The sequence below is a fragment of the Pseudomonas protegens genome (genome assembly GCF_003363755.1).
In the GTDB taxonomy this organism is placed as follows: Bacteria; Pseudomonadota; Gammaproteobacteria; order Pseudomonadales; family Pseudomonadaceae; genus Aquipseudomonas; species Aquipseudomonas danubii.
This window is the reverse complement of sequence record NZ_CP031396.1, coordinates 3,522,744-3,539,815: the sequence shown is the minus strand read 5'-3', so window position 1 is coordinate 3,539,815 and position 17,072 is coordinate 3,522,744. Positions and strand designations below refer to the sequence as shown.

The following is a 17,072-nucleotide window of genomic DNA, read 5'->3' as shown; positions in this document are numbered from 1 at the left end:
TTCCCCTTAGATGCGCACGCCGGCTTCTTGCATGACCTTCGCATAAACCAAGGCCATGTGTTCAACCAATACAGGCTGCTGAATGTCGAAGGGATTGAAGTCGATCAGCCGACCCATCACGGCGCGTTGATAGGCCAAAGTAAACGCTTCATAGCCTGCTACCTTGTCGGCTTGCCCAACCAGTTGCACCTCGCCGAAAAGCTTGTGGATCAGCCCATACCGACCTGCAGAGGCCAAGTACATGCGGCGAGCAAACTCCGCATCATTAAACGCAAACGTGTCCCAGCCATTCTCAGACAGGTGCTCCAGTGCGCTGCCCAGCGCGCTGCGGAAATGCTTGTAATCTGTGCCCTGCCATTGATATGGGTAGTATTCGATGGGGCTCAGGGCTCGATCAGCCAATTGTTCATTTTCCTTGAACAGCCCGAGCAGGGTCGGTAGTCCCGCCAGCACGATGCTGGCTCGCGTCTGATCAAAAATCAGCTTGATGAAGTCAGCAGCCGCACGCACTGTCGTGCGTCCACTGCGCTCCAGCATGTGTTGCGTCTCGTCGAAAATGAGCAGCCGCGTCGACTGCTTGTTGACCGCTTTGATGAAGGCATCGGTCGCCAACACATGATTCCTGAACAGCGCGGTACTCATGCCGATGCTGACCAAACAGGCATCCGGCAAAGCCCGCCCGGTGAGATGTTTGGGACTTACCACATAGATAATTTTGCGGTGTCCCAAAGGTTCGCTGGTTGTATGGCTAGCGATGATACTTGCCAACAACTTCGACTTGCCGACGCGGGTGGGCCCGACGATGGGCAGGATCTGTGGATCACCGCTCTCCGTGCGCGCCAAGGCTGATTCAATTTCAGTCTGTACGACGTTAAAACGGTGATGACAGACTAAAGGGTTCATCACTTGGTTCATGGTTGTGCCCTGCGCGGCGCGGGTTCAAAATCATCCTCACTGGAGTCGTCCGCCTTTGGCGATACGAAAGCATCTAGTGGTTGGGACGTGTACTTTTCGAGCTGGCCTGCTATTTCGGCCTTCTCCGAGACTTTTTCGCGCTCACGCAATGCCTTGTTGTTAGCCTTGATTTTTGGACGCCGCTGGCTGTCAGCCGTGAACTGGGCGAGCATTCGGGCATACACGCGCTGATAGTCGTGTCCATTCATCTCAGCGTTGCCACCCGAATAAGCCTTCTTCAACATCTTGGCCACCACGAATGACACCTCTGGGATACCGACGGTTTTATTGTGAAGTCGGATCAGGCTGCCATCGTCAGGATGCACAGCGAAGATCGCGGTGCAATCTTCGGGGTTGTACAAGATGTCGATGGTGCTGATGGCACGCTCGCGCGCCAATGCGGCCATAGCTTGGCTATGGAATTGAAAGCCTTCAAAGTCGACGCCGTAGTGTTGAAGCTGGCGAGTATCCCTGTTCACCTCAAGAAGCAACTTCTTCAGTTGATCGAGGGAGGGTGGCGGCACTGGCAGGAAATTAGACAAGGCCTCATCCATCGCCATTTTGGGGGTCATGGGCTTGCCATATCGAAAGCCAAGCTTCTGATTTGGACGGTGGATGTAGACGTCGGCAACGAATGTCACGATGTGCCGGTAGATCTCTTCGATTGAGTAACAGGCCTCAGCCTCGGCCTTGGCATGACGATTTTTGATTCGTTTGTCTTGGCTCTGCTTAGCACCCGGCATTTTGGTGAAAACACCGTCGTCGGATGCCTTGAAGAATGACTCCACGTGCGGCTTGTCGTCGCCTCGGGCAATCCGGGCGTACTCGATCTGAATCCCCAAGCGCCGTACGATGCCCAAAGATAGGTCGGAGAAATTCTCTGACGCATTGTCGAGAACCACTGTGGAGATGCCGCAAGGCTGCACCCAGTCCGTTACGATGCCGAAACGGTCTTTGAACGCCTGGTCTTTCGGCGCCAGAAAGAACTCGAACACTTTCAACAAGGTGTATTCGCTGGGCTTACCGCCGCTTACATATACGGCGACAGGGTATGAAGCGTGTGCACAAACCATGGCGTACATGGTCAGCTCGGTATAGCGGTTACCGAATTCGTCGCGGCAATACACATCCAATGTCTTAGCGTCGATTTCAACACGCTCAAAGGGCTGCTTCACGTCATAACGCCGGACAGCCTGACGATTCCAAAGATTGAACGTGCGAGGATCAAGGCGCCCTTCTTTCACCAAAGAGCTGGGCAATTTCTGGAGAAGACGACTGATCGTCTTTCGATCAATCTGTTCTTCAGCCCCTGATTCTTGGCAGAGGTCTTTCAACTCTTGATTGATCATCGTCGTCACGGACGACAGATTCACCTTATCGTCTTTCATGAACGTCTGAATCAGGACACGTTCTGCGACCTCCTTTGCTCCGGATTTTTTCGCCCACCCGGAACCGCCCCTGCGACTGAAATTTGGGATAAGTCCTTCGAACCCATGACATTTGAATTTGCGCCGGTAATTCTGGATGCTTTTGTTCGAAGGCCTTTTGTGCTGGTGGAGTAAACAAAATGCATCCACACGCTCATTGCAGGCTTGATCATCCAGAGATTGGGCATCAAGTGATACCAGGAGCTCGATCAGTTTCTGACGAAAGTCGGCTTCCTCTTGCTCGGTTTTAGACCAAGAGCGCTTTGTAGCCTCGACTTTCCGACCAGGCAATGCAATGTCACCAGAGGCGACCTGATTATAAAAGGCTCGAATATCGACAGCGCGCTCAACACCACCCTTCGCCTCGAGAACGATGTCCCCCAAAAGTGGCTTGATGGCCTTGATAACGTAGCAGGTGTCTTGCCATACGACAGCTTGCCCTGCCTCTAAATTAGAGTTCATAACGAATCACCTCAAAGGCTTCCAACGAGCCAAATGCAGGCGCAATTTCAAAATCCATCAGCTCGAACTGGTGTATCTCAAGGTCAAATTTGACAACCCCGAGTAGCACCCCCGCTGCGAGCTGGTAGTTCGCCGGTAAGCCTGTATCCAGGATTTGGCGGACAGGGCCTTTGAGGCGGTCGGGAGTAAGTGTTTGCAAAGGAGCGGCCCACTGCGAGAGAGCAGCCGATGCTTGTGTTAAATAGGGTATGAACAGCTGAACATTTCTGAGGTAGTGACCCTTAAAGTCATCTTCAGAAATAACGATGAAGCGCATGCCTTTACTCAGCAGGGCACTTCTCACCAACCTCAGGAACTCAGTTTGCTCCTCCACAAAAAGACGAGGTTTTACTTCCACGACAACCTGTAGCTCGTCCAAGAGGACAGAAAAATCAGGCGTGTAATACATTGTGCCCTGAGGTTTGATCAGGTGCTTCTCTGATAACAGATCACCCGTTGATAAATCGAGAGTGAACGGTTGTGCCCGGTAGGAGCGAACTCGGGGATCCAGCTCGAACACCTGAGCAACAGATTGCTCAAGCCGAGACTCCACTCGGATTTCGACATTGCCATTTTTTGCCGAGCACATGACATATGCCCTGCGCGAACGCCTGACCCGTTTTGCAACGTCTCGGCTGAAAGCATGGCTTTTACTGTCAGACTTCATTGGTACACTTCACCAAATAATTGAGCTATTAGGTATAGCCCGAGGTCGATAGACTGTCAAGATTTGGTGATGTGTACTCAAAGGACACATCTGGACTACACGGTTAGCTTGGGGATTGAAATGGGTAGGCAGGCACGCCAACACTGGTACACGCTATACAAAAATGTGCAGGCGCAATTGGATGCCTACCAGGGAAACGACAGCATCAACCTGCTGATCCGAAAACTCGCAGACGAGCAGGGGTACGACGCCAAGGTCGTTTCGCGAATGCTGAAAGCCGGCAATTTCCTGGATCGTATTGCAGGGCCATGTTCCTCTGAACAGGTGGGCTGCGGTTACGCTCACATTGAACAGCTTGAACGACTACACCAGCTCAACAGTGAAGTAGCTTTGTCACTTCTGCAAAGCACGCTCGCGAACCAACAGACTTTGCTCGACCTTCGCAATATTACAGAAGGTCATGCGAAAAGCGTGGGCACGCCCACCACCACCAGTCGCGCCCGCGCTCGCTCCCGAGTCGCCGAGCACGAACGTCGGTGCGGCGAGTTGCTGGAGATATCGGGGCCAGAATTTTTCGGTTATTCCGAAGGAGAAATGATAAAGGTCGTTCATTCTGATTTATTCAATCAGTTCTTCATGATCCAAGTGGATGGGCACCCCAAGGCAGCCATATTTATAAGGGTGGGAGACACTTCGCGAAAAGAGGAGAGAGCTGCCGCAGACTTGCTCAAGCTGGCTAGCTTGGCTCGAACGTATTTTGAAAAAGTATGGTACGTATTTCCTCATGGCTCGTCCCTTGTTCACGAACTCGCTTTTTATGCGCATAGTATGGATTCTTTTAGAAAATGGCTTTTCTTGGGCACCCTCAACGAAGAAGCATCGCTGATTGAGCCATTCCATAATCTAGGAAAAACGGTTGAGCGGGAGCTTTTCGGATGGTCAGACCCATTAGGCTGGGAGGGTTTTAGCCTGCCAAGTAAACGGCGCGCAAGTGGCTCATTCCGTCCCGTCAGCAATGAAACCTCCAAAAAAGCCTAATTGTTCGGTCAGCGCGATTACCGATGGGCACCACAGGCAGACTGAAACGGCGACGATATTTTGCAGCCGTCCTGACTTCCACCAAATGGTATGGGCAACCGCCTGCCTTCTGTCACAAATTGCGGGCGTATGGAAGCAGGCCGTGATAGCTTTTAGCCATTGGCTAAAGGGAAATCACTAATGGTGGAGCAAGGAAAAGCTCAAAGTAATTTTGAAGAAGCACTAAGCACCTTAACTGGGAGGTGCTATTTTGCAATTTAGACTGATCTCTGCATTCCTAATATTTATCGGCTCTTATACGCCGCTGGCGATAATTCTAGCGATCCAAAATATTCCATTCGACTGGTGGTCTCGCTCTTTTTGCGCGCCTAGAGAACTTGTGGCACTGACCTGTGCGATCAACCCATTTAAAAATCCGATACTAGCAATAGCATTCATTATATTAACAATAAGCTCTGCTGCTTTAGCAAGTGAGCTATTCAAACGAATTAATTTCCCTCACCGCATTGAAGTAGTTTCCGTTAAAGCAGTGCCCAATGAAATTATCAACTATACATTTCCTTATGTCGTTTCGTTTATGGGCATTAACTACTCAGAGCCAGAAAAGCTTTTAGGGTTTCTCATATTTCTTTTGTGGATGTTTGCTATCACCTATAAATCTGGACAAATAATCATGAATCCTCTACTGCTGATTTTCGGTTGGAATCTCTATGAGGCCAATATCAAAATCAATGGTGTGACGCGAGTGGTGAAAATCTTAAAAAAAGATTCTTTCCCCCCAGGACATTATAAAGCACAAACTATCCAAGATTTCTATATCTGCAAGGAGTAGCCATGAAAGCGCACTTTGACAGTTTCAAAAATTTTAACTATACCGACTCTACCGTCCACCTATGGATTTTTAAGAAAAGCACCACAGATCGAAAATTCAACACTGCTTACGTTCAAACAGATGCCAAAGTAAACCACCTTCTTAAAAATGTTCTTATACGAGAAGCAAATCGAACGACCGAGTTCGCACAATACTCTTACCTTGCTCAAACTAATGAAAATAGTTGTTTAACTGCCCCGGCTCTCGCAACCAATTTTTCGCTACTAAAATTGCAGGTGGATCGCCCCGAGCCTGAGTGCGCGGTAACCTCGGTCGACGAATTAAAGGGTGCTCAAGGTTACGTAGTCAAATTTTCTCATAATGGGCAGACGATCTATGCTGTAAAGCGCTCGACCGCTTCATGGAAAACGTCATACCCCAACAAGTTCATCAATATGGTTTTCAGTAATGGTGAGCTCTCAGCAGCTGAGGACAATGGGTTCACTATAGAAAAAAACTTTGACTTTTACTGTTCAGCGGATACCTTGCTGATCACCTCTAAGCGCACATTCGAATCATTAATGCAATATAAAGAAGCTTACGAACAAGCCTTCGAGATGTTGCAGACTAATGCTGATTTCTCAAATTTATTTTCTGACATCACTCCCCTTATAGAGTACATTGGAACTAACTCCACGCAATTACGACGCATGGCCACCATTGAGCAAAAATCCCTTTATTCCAATCCTGGCTTTATAAATAGCTTAAAACAGGTTAATACGCTCAGGAACTGGGGAATGAACTTTGATCAAGTCAATGGCAAGATTGTTGTATGCAACTTAACAGCACCTACAATTCTACAAGTTCTGTTGGATCACCGTCTTATGAGTGAAGTCACGAGTAATATTTACGAAGTACCTGATGCCGTGCAAATTTAATCCTACGGAAAATCCAGGAGCACTACTTAGTAAATACCAGCCTGTCCGCTGGCGGCTCTAAAATTCGGAGGGCGTAAAACCGACTGGCGTGCCGCTTACTTTTCCGTCTACTTAACGACGAATTGCTTTAGTTGTTCTCGAGAAGCAATGATTTGCTCGCGAAGCTCTTCTGGATCGATGTACATCGCGCCTTCCTGCGTAACGTGCAAGGTTTTAAGTTTGTTCGCGGCATCAATGAACGCCTGTTCACGGCGCTCCCAGTAGGTCATTTGCCGAGGTTTTCTGAACCAGCCCATACTGAGACCCTCCGTGCGATTTCATTCACCGTAGCATTGCCAGCTCTCGGCGACACACCGGTCGTCGATTACTGGTATTCCACCAGGACAGTGAGTGCTACTCAAGCAGCCTACGGCCCCTGAATAGGAGCCGATTGAAAAGCTGAGCTTGATCAAGAAAATACCGCTGTTCGCGACCACAAGGAGGTGCTGATGTGTAATGCCTGGAATCATCCTAAAAACTGCAGTTGTGGTTGGGGCGGTGATGGACATACGGGGCGATCCATCAATACCTTTAGCGCGCCATCGGCCCCCAGCGGCTGGTTCATTTCACTTACCAATACCTACCACAGCTACGTCAATCCCAACGCCAGCTGCCCAGTGTGCGGGGCGGCGGTGTTCTTTTATCAATCGGTCAGGGGTGGCCGAGTTTTCTTCGACGAGCTGGGCCCGCCTTGGCCTAAACATCCCTGCACCGACACTAGCAGCCGACCAGGTAAAGCTCCAGCCACAGGTGAGCCAACCACCTATGCTTGGCAGCGCGCCGGCTGGCAACCGTTCATTATCGAAGCGGTCACAGGCATCGACAAAAGCTACCTCAAGCTGACCGGAACTCGTCAGGGACAGCACCTTTCCCTCTACCTGCGGCGGGTCGTGGCGCACCATCAACACCATCAGGTGCTGTCCGAGCACAACCTCGCACAGATTAAAGCTTTAAGCGACGGTCACTTTCTGCTTTCGATTCTGCTCCCGCAGGGCTCGCCGGTCACCCTCGACGCGTACAGCCTGCTTGCTCAAGCGAGAGATGGGCGAAGTACACCGGCTGAGTCGGCGAAACCCATCCCTGCAGATAAGCGAACTGCCTCGTTGATTAAGACATCCAGTCCAGGCCGGCCCAACATCCAGCGTGAACCGAAGAAACCGACTGAGCACGCTGCAGCAACCACTACCATCGCCTTAGCCTTTCGCAAGGCTCAGGAACGTCAGGGCCCTTCCTAACGTCTCTACGGTTCGAACTGCATGGAGTTGGCCACTATGGTGAATCCCCCACAGTTATCCACAGCCTGGTGAAAACCAATGATCATTCTGGTCGCCAGATTCAGCGATTGCGCTATACCAGACGCGTGGGCGTGGCCGTATGGGAGAGTGGAGGGCGACGGATGCGCACAGCCATCGAACAGGACACCTTGGCAGCCCTGGCCGAGACCGGCGCGGCGCGGAAGTTTCGCGTGCTACGCGGCGGGGTGGCCAGGTGCTCACGGTCGGGTTGTAAGGAGTGGCGTCAATGTATTTCTGACACACCGACTATTGCTGCACCTACACAACCGGTGGCTGCTTCAGCGAACGAAAACACTTTGCCATGATAATAAGCAACACAGCAGAATAAAAAGCACTGATTGCTTTATTGACAGATAAAAAACTTTTCTCTAACTTTGGCTCTTGGTCAGCGATCAGGAGCACGCAGCATATACGCCACTCACCACTGCAACGCCCGCCAAACCCAGCGCGATATCCCGCTCAAAATGATCGATTACGGCTTGCCCACGGCACTGTGGATCAAGACAAATTCATTATCGGTACCAAAGAAACCGAGCAACGCCTAGCTGATCTAGAGAGCGAAAAGCGCTTACTGATGAAGATCCAAGATGAAGGAGGCGTCGTTGTCGTGGCGGAAGGAGATGCGCTGATTACCACCTAAAACTGCACACAGCGCGCTTAAACGCCTACTCGCGCTCTTTCGGGAAGCAGTATGAACGAAAAGATTTTCACCCAGCTGATGGAATCGATACGCGGACTGGCGTTGACGTCCCATGCCTCCCTATCGCTGATTCTTCAGCTGTTGTGCTGGCAAAAGCTGTCCAAAGACCCGACTGTTCCAGTGGAACTCCGCTTCGAGACAGCGGCGGATCAAGGGCTAGTCGAACAACTCTCGGCACTACGTCAATTGCAGCCAGATGCGCCGTTTCCGTTCCTACACGAAAGTGCCTGGCAGATACATGGGGTGCGTGACATTTCCCCGCTGATACAGAAAATCCGAGCTTTGGAAGCCCAAGACTTACTCGATACCCTGATGTTAGATGACGCCTCCTACTGGGCAGTTGATATCGGGTACAGCCCCACATTGTGTGACCTGCTGGTCGATCTTCTGGAAATCAATTCCCAACAAACGGTGTACGTTCCTTGGGAAGGGTCTGGTCAAATTGCCGCGAGGGTTTTACGAAATAACGCGGAGGCTTGGGTAGAGTCCCAAGTACCCACGACGCCTGCGCAAATACTTAACCTGATCAGCACAACTGGCTGGAAGCTGTATCCTACCAATCCAGTACAAACACCTTCCGCTATTGATAAAGGCAAATTGATCCAGTTTGATGCGGCGGTCTGTGCTTCGCCCGTAGGAGTTCGCTATTCACCAGAAGTTGCAGGAAATGACCTCTGGGGACGTTTTGAAGAAAAGACACCAGTAGGTAGTGTTCTCCATATCCATCATCTTTTGGCCCAAATCAAGGGGCGTATCGTAGTCACGGTTCAAAATTCCGTTCTCTTCGGTAAAGGTGCAGAAAAACAACTGCGCGAATACCTGCTCAAGCACGGTTATTTGGAAGCGGTAATCGCTCTCCCACCTGGACTCTGTAGCAATACGGGAATTCCATTAACTATCCTTGTCATGAACAGCAGCCGTCGAGCTGACGTCATTCGCTTCGTGAACGCCGACACCGACGAGTTCCGTGAACCCTCGGCCAAAAAACGTTGTGTGCTGAAGAACATACCTGCTCTTGTTACTTTGATCGCCCACAAGGATGACTCCGATTTTGCTGCCAGCATCCCAATAGAAGTAATCGCTGAACAAGATTTTTCTCTAGAAGTAGCTCGTTATGTACTGGATGAATCTGCCCGCAAACTAGAACAGAATTTGACGCTATATGCGTTTCGAAAATTGGGCGATTTTTTCGAGATTATTCGTCCGCGCCAGCATGCCACGGCGTCAGGTAGTGCCCTGGTGTTCGAAGTACAAGCCCAAGACATCCCGCTGTACGGCTACATCCAACATGCCAGCAAAGAGGCGCGGTTTGACCTCAATTCCACTAAGGCAAACTCGTACTTCATCAGGCCCAATGATGTTTTGATGACCTTCAAGGGCACCATTGGAAAAGCCGGAATTGCTAGCGATGTTCATGCAGCTGGAGAGGCCGGATGGATCGCGGGGCAATCCCTGGCGATCTTGCGCAGCAGAAACCCTGAACTATATCCCCCTAAAGCCATTTTGGTTTACCTACGTTCGGAAATGGGACAGGCGCTTCTCAACCGCATTGCGGTGAGCGCGACAATTCCCTCCATCCAGCTTTCTGCACTCAAAGACTTGGAAATCCCTGTTCCCTCAAGGGAAGAAATGGACAGGATGATTCAAGCCTTTGAGCAGGAAGCCCGCATCGAGAGCGAAATTCAGCGTCTTCGACACAAGCAAATTGACCTTACGGCCAACTTCTGGCGACTAGGTTCAGGTTAAGCCAAGACTTCAATAAAGGCGGGAGATAGCGTCCTCTAGACGTATTTCTTCGGCCAGTTACCCGCATTGGGTAACAACTGGAAAATTATTAGGATCAGGTTCAATGAATACTCGTCACATACAAGACCAAAATCAACTGAAGTGGGTAGCCGACTTCATCTGGAACATCGCCGATGACCGCTTGCGCGACGTGTATGTGCGTGGTAAGTATCGTGACGTGATTCTCCCCTTCACCGTACTGCGGCGGCTTGATGCTGTGCTGGAGTCGACGAAGCAAGCTGTTCTTGAACGCAAGAAGTTCCTCGACACACACAAGGTGGCCGAACAGGATGGTGCACTGCGGATGGCCGCCGGGCAGGCGTTCTACAACACCTCCGATTTCACGCTCGAAAAACTTAAAGCCAGTAGCGCAGGCCAGCGTTTACGCGATGACTTTATCGACTACCTTGATGGCTTCTCGCCCAACGTCCAGGAGATTCTGACCAACTTCAACTTCCGCAATCAAATCCAGAAGTTGGTGGATGCGCACGTTCTCGGCTATTTGATCGAAGACTTCCTCGATCCCGAGATCAACCTCTCAACGCAGGCAGTCAAGGATGCTGACGGACGCATCAAGCTGCCTCCGCTGGACAACCACGGCATGGGTACCGTCTTTGAGGAGCTAATCCGTCGCTTTAACGAGGACAACAACCTTGAAGCTGGAGAGCACTACACACCGCGCGACGTAGTAAAGCTAATGGCCAAGCTTCTGTTCCTTCCCATCGCTGGCAAGATCGAGTCAAGTACCTATTCGTTATACGACGGCAGCTGCGGAACTGGTGGCATGCTGACCGTGGCAGAAGAGGCCCTGCAAGATCTAGCTGTGGAGCATGGTAAGGAAGTTTCGATCCACTTGTTTGGCCAGGAAATTTCTGACGAAACCTATGCCATCTGCAAAGCCGATATGCTGATCAAGGGCGAAGGTGGTGCAGCAGAAAACATCGTCGGCGGCGCGGATAAGTCCACGCTGTCCGCCGATCAATTTCGGTCGCGCGAGTTCGACTTCATGATCTCCAACCCGCCATACGGCAAGAGCTGGAAGACAGACCTTGAACGCATGGGTGGTAAAAAGGAGTTCAGCGATCCGCGCTTCATCGTCAATCACGGCGGCGATTCCGAGTTCAAGCTAATCACCCGTTCCAGCGACGGGCAGCTGATGTTCCTAGTGAACAAGCTGCAGAAGATGAAGCACAACACGCCTCTGGGCAGTCGCATTGCGTTGGTGCATAACGGCTCCGCGCTGTTCACTGGCGACGCGGGCCAGGGCGAGAGCAATATCCGACGATGGGTGCTGGAAAATGACTGGCTCGAATCCGTCATCGCGCTACCGTTCAACATCTTCTATAACACTGGCATTGCCACCTACATCTGGGTACTGGCCAATCGTAAGGCCGAACACCGGCGTGGCAAAGTACAGTTGATCGACGCCTCGCAGTGGTTCCTGCCTATGAGGCGCAACCTCGGCAAGAAGAACTGCGAGCTGGCGGACGCTGACATTGAACGCATCCTGAAGCATTACCTCGACCAGCCGCCCACCGATGTCGAAGCCGCGAAGGCGACGCCCGAATGCAAGTGGTTCGACAACGCCGATTTCGGATACTGGAAGATAACCATCGAACGCCCGCTGCGCCTCAAAAGTCAGCTCAAACGAAGCACCATCGAAACCCTGCGATTTGCCACGGGCGACGAGACCTTACGCAGCGAAATCTACGCCAAACACACTGACAAGCTGTACACAGAATTCAACTCCATCAAGGGTGAAATCGAAGCGTGGTTGAAGGGTGACGATGGCGACGAGGATGGCGAAGAAGAGTTGGACGAAGATGACGCCAAGACGACCAAGAAAGCAGTACCGGAAAAGCGGCGCAAGAAGCTGCTCGACCCAGCTACTTGGTTACGCGACAAGTCGCTGGTGGAGCTGGCCAGACTGGCCCAGCAGGAACTAGGCGAAGGAGTCTTCGACGACCACAACGAGTTCCGCGCGCGCTTTGATGCCGCGATGAAGGCCAACGGAAAAAAGCTGGCCACGACCGAGAAGAAGGCAATCTACAAGGCTGTAAGTTGGCGCGACGAAGCGGCACCACCAGTCATCGCCAAGCGCAGCAAGCTTAGGGCAACCGAGCATATCCAGCAGAGCAATAACGGCATCTATATTGAGACAGTAGGTAAAGACCGTTACAGCATCGAATACGAAGCCGATGCCGATTTACGCGATACCGAACAGGTACCACTCCAACAGCCCGGTGGGATTGATGCCTTTTTCGCGCAAGAGGTTTTGCCCCATGCGCGGGACGCGTGGATCGAATGGGGAGCGACCAAGATCGGTTACGAGATTTCATTTGCCCGCTATTTCTACAAGCCGACGCCGCTGCGCAGGCTAGATCAAATTCGCGCCGACATCCTGAAGCTGGAAGAGCAAACCGAAGGCTTGCTACACAAGATCGTGGGGGCTGAATGATGCCTGCGGCGTATCCAAGCTATCGGCAGCCAAAGATGCAGTGGCTGCCGCCCGTGCCTGACCATTGGGGTGAAGAGCGCGCCAAAGTATTCTTTCGTGAAGTGGATGAACGTTCTCGCACTGGTGAAGAGGAGTTGCTGTCGGTGTCGCACCTGACAGGTGTTACGCCGCGTAGTCAGAAGAAGGTAACGATGTTCAAGGCAGCAAGCTATGTCGGCCACAAGATTTGTCGTCCAGGTGATATCGTAATCAACACCCTATGGGCGTGGATGGCTGCTCTGGGTGCTGCGCGTCATACCGGCTTGGTCAGTCCTGCCTACGGCATCTACCGCCCCCACAAGGCCGACAGTTTCAATCCTGCGTATCTTGATTACCTGCTTCGCACTCGTGCCTATGTTGCTGAGTACATCGGTCGCTCGACCGGCATCCGCGCCTCGCGGCTACGCTTGTACCCGAATCAGTTTCTCGATATTTCTCTGATTCAGCCGCCCCGCACCGAACAAGACCAGATTGTCGGCTACCTCCGGGCGCAGGACGCCCACATCGCCCGGCTCATCAAAGCCAAGCGCGAATTGATGAGCCTGCTCACCGAACAGAAGCTACACATCATCGACCACGCACTGACGCGTGGCCTTGATGAGTCGGTCACTTTGACGCCTTCCGGCATCGATTGGCTAGGTGATGTCCCAGAGCATTGGGATATTTCAAGGCTTGGCGCTTGCATCAAGACCAGTCGCGCGGGTGTCTGGGGTTCTGATCCCTCAGATAAGAATCAACCTGACCAGTTGATCTGTGTTCGTGTCGCAGACTTTGATATGGATCGATTAGCCGTCGGGACAGAAAAGCTGACCGTGCGGGCAGTTACCCAAAGCGAGCGCAGTGGACGGCTTTTGTGTCCGGGCGACATCCTGCTTGAAAAGTCTGGGGGAGGGGAAAAGACCCCGGTGGGGCGAGTTGTAGCCTTCACTTTAGACAAAGTGTCCGTGTGCTCAAACTTTGTAGCACGACTCGTTCCGAATACTCAGATAGTGCTTCCCTCATTCTTGCTGACGCTAATGAATCACCTTCATGCAAGACGTATTGTCACTCCGTACATCAAGCAGACGACGGGGATTCAGAATCTGGATTCGACGGCATATTTCAAAATCGGTATCGCTCTACCTGGCTTAGAAGAGCAAGAAAAAATCATGCGTGTGCTCACGGAGCAGTGCAAACCGCTAAACGACGCCATCATGCGTTCGGAAGAAGAAATCAAGCTGATCCGCGAGTACCGCGACCGGCAGATTGCCGATGTCGTCACCGGCCAAGTAGACGTGCAGAGTTGGGTGCCGGGGCCCGACGATATGGTGGCCGACGAAGAACTAGCGGCGCTGGGCAGTGACGATGAATTGGATATTGGAGTGAAGGAAGACGATGGCGACGACTGACACTAGCGAAAAAGGCCTGGAGGCCTTGATTGTGCGCGACCTCTATACGAGCGGTGGATACGTGCATGGGCAATACACCGACTACAACCGCGACGTGGCGGTGGACGTGGTGCAGTTGCTGACTTTCCTGCAAACCACTCAGGCCAAAGCGGTTGAAAAACTGGAGCTGGCAAACGAGGGCATCAAGCGCACTCAGTTCTTGCACCGTATCCAGGGCGAGATTACCAAACGAGGTGTTGTGGATGTTCTACGTAAAGGCGTCAGCCATGGCTCAGAGCACGTCGATCTGTACAAGCTGCTGCCGACGCCGGGTAATGTCAGCGCCACCGAAAACTTCGGCAAGAACATCTTTAGCGTCACCCGGCAGCTGCGCTACAGCAATGACGAAACCCAGCGCTCGCTGGATATGGCGATTTTCGTCAACGGCTTACCAGTGATGACCTTCGAGTTGAAGAACTCGCTGACCAAGCAGACCATCGCAGACGCCATTACGCAGTACCAGACCGACCGCAACCCGAACGAGTTGCTGTTCCAGCAGGGACGCTGCGTGGCGCACATCGCGGTGGACGATGCTGAGGTGCGGTTCTGCCCTCACCTAACCGGCAAGACCTCGTGGTTTCTACCGTTCAACCAAGGTTGGAATAGCGGCGCGGGCAATCCACCCAACCCCAATGGCCTGAAAACTGATTTTTTGTGGAAGCAGGTGCTGACTCGCGACTCGCTGGCCAACATCATCGAAAACTTCACGCAAGTTGTGGAGGAAGATGACGAGAAGGGAAAGAAGCGGCGCAAACAGGTGTTCCCGCGCTTCCACCAGCTGCGCACCGTCCGGGCATTACTGCGACGCGCCCGCGAGGATGGGATCGGCAAGCGCTACCTAATCCAGCATTCGGCGGGGAGTGGCAAGAGCAATACTATTGCGTGGCTGGCCCACCAGTTGGTCGAAGTCAAAACGGCTGCCGACGCCATGCTGGGACTGTTTGACTCTGTCGTTGTGATCACCGACAGGCGCGCCCTGGATACCCAAATCGCCCGCACCATCAAAAGCTATGACCACGTTGCTTCGATCTTCGGACATTCTGAAAACGCTGACGAACTGCGCACCTTCCTGCGCAAAGGCAAAAAGATCATTGTGACTACGGTGCAGAAGTTCCCGTTCATCCTAGATGAGTTGGGCGACCTCGGCAGCAAGAAGTTCGCGCTGCTTATCGACGAGGCACATTCCAGCCAGGGCGGCAAGACAACAGCCAAAATGCACATGGCGCTATCAGCAGAAAATGGGTCTGCGGACGACGCCGAGGAAGGGGCGGTCGAGGAGACCGTGGAAGATAAGGTCAACACGCTGATCGAATCACGCAAAATGCTGCCCAACGCCAGTTACTTCGCCTTCACTGCCACGCCAAAAAACCGGACGCTGGAGTTGTTCGGTGAACGCTACGTGGAAGGGGGCGAGGTACGCTATCGCTCTCCGGAGGAGCTGATCTACACCACCAAACAGGCCATTCAGGAGGGCTTCATCCTTGACGTGATTGCGAATTTCACCTCGGTAGACAGCTTCTACCACGTCGCCAAAAATGTCGAGGATGATCCCGACTTTGATAAAGTGAAGGCACTGAAGAAGATTCGTCATTACGTCGAATCCCACGACAAGGCGATCCGAAAGAAGGCCGAGATCATGGTCGATCACTTCGTGGCACAGGTGGTGGGCAAGCAGAAGATCGGTGGCAAGGCGCGGGCCATGATCGTTTGCAATGGCATCGCACGGGCCATCGACTACTACCGCGAGGTGTCAGATTACCTAGCCTCGATCAAAAGTCCGTTCAAGGCCATCGTTGCCTATTCGGGGGAGTTTGAAATTGGTGGGGTGAAGAAGACCGAGGCCGATCTCAATGAATTCCCAAGTAGGGATATTCCCTCCAAACTCAAGCAAGACCCATATCGTTTCCTGATCGTGGCCAACAAATTCGTCACCGGCTTCGATGAGCCGCTGCTACACACAATGTACGTGGACAAACCGCTGGCGGGCGTACTGGCGGTGCAAACGCTATCGCGGCTGAACCGAGCCCACCCGCAAAAGCGCGATACCTTCGTATTAGACTTCGCGGACAACGCGGAGGCGGTGAAGGTGGCATTCCAGGACTACTACCGCGCCACAGTGCAGGTCGGCGAAACCGACCCCAACAAGTTGCACGACCTGAAGAACGATCTTGACGCCAAACAGGTATATAGCTGGCAACAAGTCGAGGACTTGGTCGCGCTCTACATCACCGGGGCTGATAGGGACAAGCTAGACCCCATTCTCGATATGTGCGTTGCCGAGTACATCGGCAACCTGGACGAAGACGGACAAGTCGAGTTCAAGGGCAAGGCCAAGGCCTTCGTGCGCAGTTATGGATTTCTCGCGGCGATCCTGACCTACGGTCACCCGGCGTGGGAAAAACTGGCGATCTTCCTGAACTTCCTGATACCAAAGCTACCGGCCCCTAAGGAGGAAGACCTGTCCAATGGCGTACTTGAAGCCATTGATATGGAGAGCTATCGGGTGGAGGCGCAGGCGTCACTGAAGATGTCGATGGACGACGCGGATGCCTTCATCGAGCCGCCCCCGCCTGGCAGTGGAGGCGTTGGTGGTACGCTCGATATCGACAAACTATCGAACATTATTAAGGCCTTCAACGACATGTTCGGCAACATCGAGTGGAAAGACGGCGACAAGATTCGCAAGGTCATCACCGAGGAGATTCCAGCCCGCGTGGCGCAGGATAAGGCCTATCAGAATGCACAGGCCCACTCCGACAAGCAGAACGCGAAGCTGGAACACGATAAGGCGCTGAATCGTGTGGTGCTTGAGCTGATATCTGATCATACGGAGCTATTCAAGCAGTTCAGCGACAACCCAAACTTCAAGCGCTGGCTGACGGACATGGTTTTCGATTCCACGTTCCATCAAGACGCTTCCAAACCATCTTCCTCTCCACAGCTTGGTGCGTAGAAAAGTCGTATTGCCTACTAATACACCTAGAAAGCCCAAA

12 protein-coding genes are annotated in these 17,072 nt (G+C 52.4%); 8 read left to right on the top strand and 4 right to left on the bottom strand.

What is annotated here, in order from left to right:
- Window positions 1–6: 6 nt before the first annotated feature.
- The 3 genes from DWF74_RS15980 to DWF74_RS15970 are packed head-to-tail and all read right to left on the bottom strand — an operon-like array spanning window position 7 to window position 3,549.
- Window positions 7–915 carry a TniB family NTP-binding protein gene (locus DWF74_RS15980; RefSeq protein WP_162884098.1) on the bottom strand — a complete coding sequence of 303 codons (909 nt, stop codon included), beginning with the start codon at window positions 913–915 and terminating at the stop codon, window positions 7–9.
- A complete protein-coding gene (locus tag DWF74_RS15975; RefSeq protein ID WP_115581278.1) occupies window positions 912–2,843 on the bottom strand; it encodes a Mu transposase C-terminal domain-containing protein in 1,932 nt (643 codons plus the stop codon). Before DWF74_RS15975 ends, DWF74_RS15980 begins: the two co-directional genes overlap by 4 nt.
- On the bottom strand, window positions 2,833–3,549 hold the full coding sequence (locus tag DWF74_RS15970) for a Tn7 transposase TnsA N-terminal domain-containing protein (protein ID WP_240321941.1): 717 nt from the start codon (window positions 3,547–3,549) through the stop codon (window positions 2,833–2,835). The genes DWF74_RS15975 and DWF74_RS15970 overlap by 11 nt, the downstream gene beginning before the upstream one ends.
- 108 nt (window positions 3,550–3,657) lie before the next feature.
- Here DWF74_RS15970 and DWF74_RS15965 point away from each other — a divergent pair, with 108 nt between their 5' ends.
- From DWF74_RS15965 to DWF74_RS15955, 3 genes are all read left to right on the top strand, one after another.
- Complete coding sequence (locus DWF74_RS15965) at window positions 3,658–4,587, top strand: hypothetical protein (protein WP_162884097.1); 930 nt, start codon at window positions 3,658–3,660, stop codon at window positions 4,585–4,587.
- 250 nt (window positions 4,588–4,837) lie between these two features.
- Window positions 4,838–5,419, top strand: coding sequence for a hypothetical protein (locus DWF74_RS15960; protein ID WP_115581275.1), 582 nt, complete (start codon window positions 4,838–4,840; stop codon window positions 5,417–5,419).
- 2 nt (window positions 5,420–5,421) lie between these two features.
- Window positions 5,422–6,336: a DUF4868 domain-containing protein gene (locus DWF74_RS15955; RefSeq protein ID WP_115581274.1), complete on the top strand. Its 915-nt coding sequence runs from the start codon at window positions 5,422–5,424 to the stop codon at window positions 6,334–6,336.
- Between the two features lie 107 nt (window positions 6,337–6,443).
- Here DWF74_RS15955 and DWF74_RS15950 read toward each other — a convergent pair whose 3' ends face one another.
- Window positions 6,444–6,632 carry a hypothetical protein gene (locus DWF74_RS15950; RefSeq protein WP_115581273.1) on the bottom strand — a complete coding sequence of 63 codons (189 nt, stop codon included), beginning with the start codon at window positions 6,630–6,632 and terminating at the stop codon, window positions 6,444–6,446.
- Window positions 6,633–6,824: 192 nt separating this feature from the next.
- Here DWF74_RS15950 and DWF74_RS30680 point away from each other — a divergent pair, with 192 nt between their 5' ends.
- From DWF74_RS30680 to DWF74_RS15920, 5 genes are all read left to right on the top strand, one after another.
- Window positions 6,825–7,610, top strand: a complete 786-nt coding sequence (locus tag DWF74_RS30680) for a hypothetical protein (RefSeq protein WP_240321940.1) — start codon at window positions 6,825–6,827, stop codon at window positions 7,608–7,610.
- A 751-nt stretch (window positions 7,611–8,361) separates the two neighbouring features.
- A complete protein-coding gene (locus DWF74_RS15935; protein ID WP_115581271.1) occupies window positions 8,362–10,116 on the top strand; it encodes a type I restriction-modification system subunit M/S in 1,755 nt (584 codons plus the stop codon).
- A 103-nt stretch (window positions 10,117–10,219) separates the two neighbouring features.
- Complete coding sequence (locus DWF74_RS15930) at window positions 10,220–12,613, top strand: type I restriction-modification system subunit M (protein WP_115581270.1); 2,394 nt, start codon at window positions 10,220–10,222, stop codon at window positions 12,611–12,613.
- Window positions 12,610–14,040 carry a restriction endonuclease subunit S gene (locus DWF74_RS15925; RefSeq protein ID WP_205413450.1) on the top strand — a complete coding sequence of 477 codons (1,431 nt, stop codon included), beginning with the start codon at window positions 12,610–12,612 and terminating at the stop codon, window positions 14,038–14,040. The genes DWF74_RS15930 and DWF74_RS15925 overlap by 4 nt, the downstream gene beginning before the upstream one ends.
- Window positions 14,027–17,032 (top strand): type I restriction endonuclease subunit R, encoded by a 3,006-nt coding sequence (locus DWF74_RS15920; protein ID WP_115581269.1) that lies wholly within the window; start codon window positions 14,027–14,029, stop codon window positions 17,030–17,032. Before DWF74_RS15925 ends, DWF74_RS15920 begins: the two co-directional genes overlap by 14 nt.
- Window positions 17,033–17,072 lie beyond the last annotated feature (40 nt).

Excerpts from the sequence above, each read along its gene's own strand:
- DWF74_RS15980 (WP_162884098.1), bottom strand. The coding sequence starts at position 915 with ATGAACCAAGTGATGAACCCTTTAGTCTGTCATCACCGTTTTAACGTC.
- DWF74_RS15975 (WP_115581278.1), bottom strand. The coding sequence starts at position 2,843 with ATGAACTCTAATTTAGAGGCAGGGCAAGCTGTCGTATGGCAAGACACC.
- DWF74_RS15970 (WP_240321941.1), bottom strand. The coding sequence starts at position 3,549 with ATGAAGTCTGACAGTAAAAGCCATGCTTTCAGCCGAGACGTTGCAAAA.
- DWF74_RS15955 (WP_115581274.1), top strand. The coding sequence starts at position 5,422 with ATGAAAGCGCACTTTGACAGTTTCAAAAATTTTAACTATACCGACTCT.
- DWF74_RS15950 (WP_115581273.1), bottom strand. The coding sequence starts at position 6,632 with ATGGGCTGGTTCAGAAAACCTCGGCAAATGACCTACTGGGAGCGCCGT.
- DWF74_RS30680 (WP_240321940.1), top strand. The coding sequence starts at position 6,825 with ATGTGTAATGCCTGGAATCATCCTAAAAACTGCAGTTGTGGTTGGGGC.
- DWF74_RS15935 (WP_115581271.1), top strand. The coding sequence starts at position 8,362 with ATGAACGAAAAGATTTTCACCCAGCTGATGGAATCGATACGCGGACTG.
- DWF74_RS15930 (WP_115581270.1), top strand. The coding sequence starts at position 10,220 with ATGAATACTCGTCACATACAAGACCAAAATCAACTGAAGTGGGTAGCC.
- DWF74_RS15925 (WP_205413450.1), top strand. The coding sequence starts at position 12,610 with ATGATGCCTGCGGCGTATCCAAGCTATCGGCAGCCAAAGATGCAGTGG.
- DWF74_RS15920 (WP_115581269.1), top strand. The coding sequence starts at position 14,027 with ATGGCGACGACTGACACTAGCGAAAAAGGCCTGGAGGCCTTGATTGTG.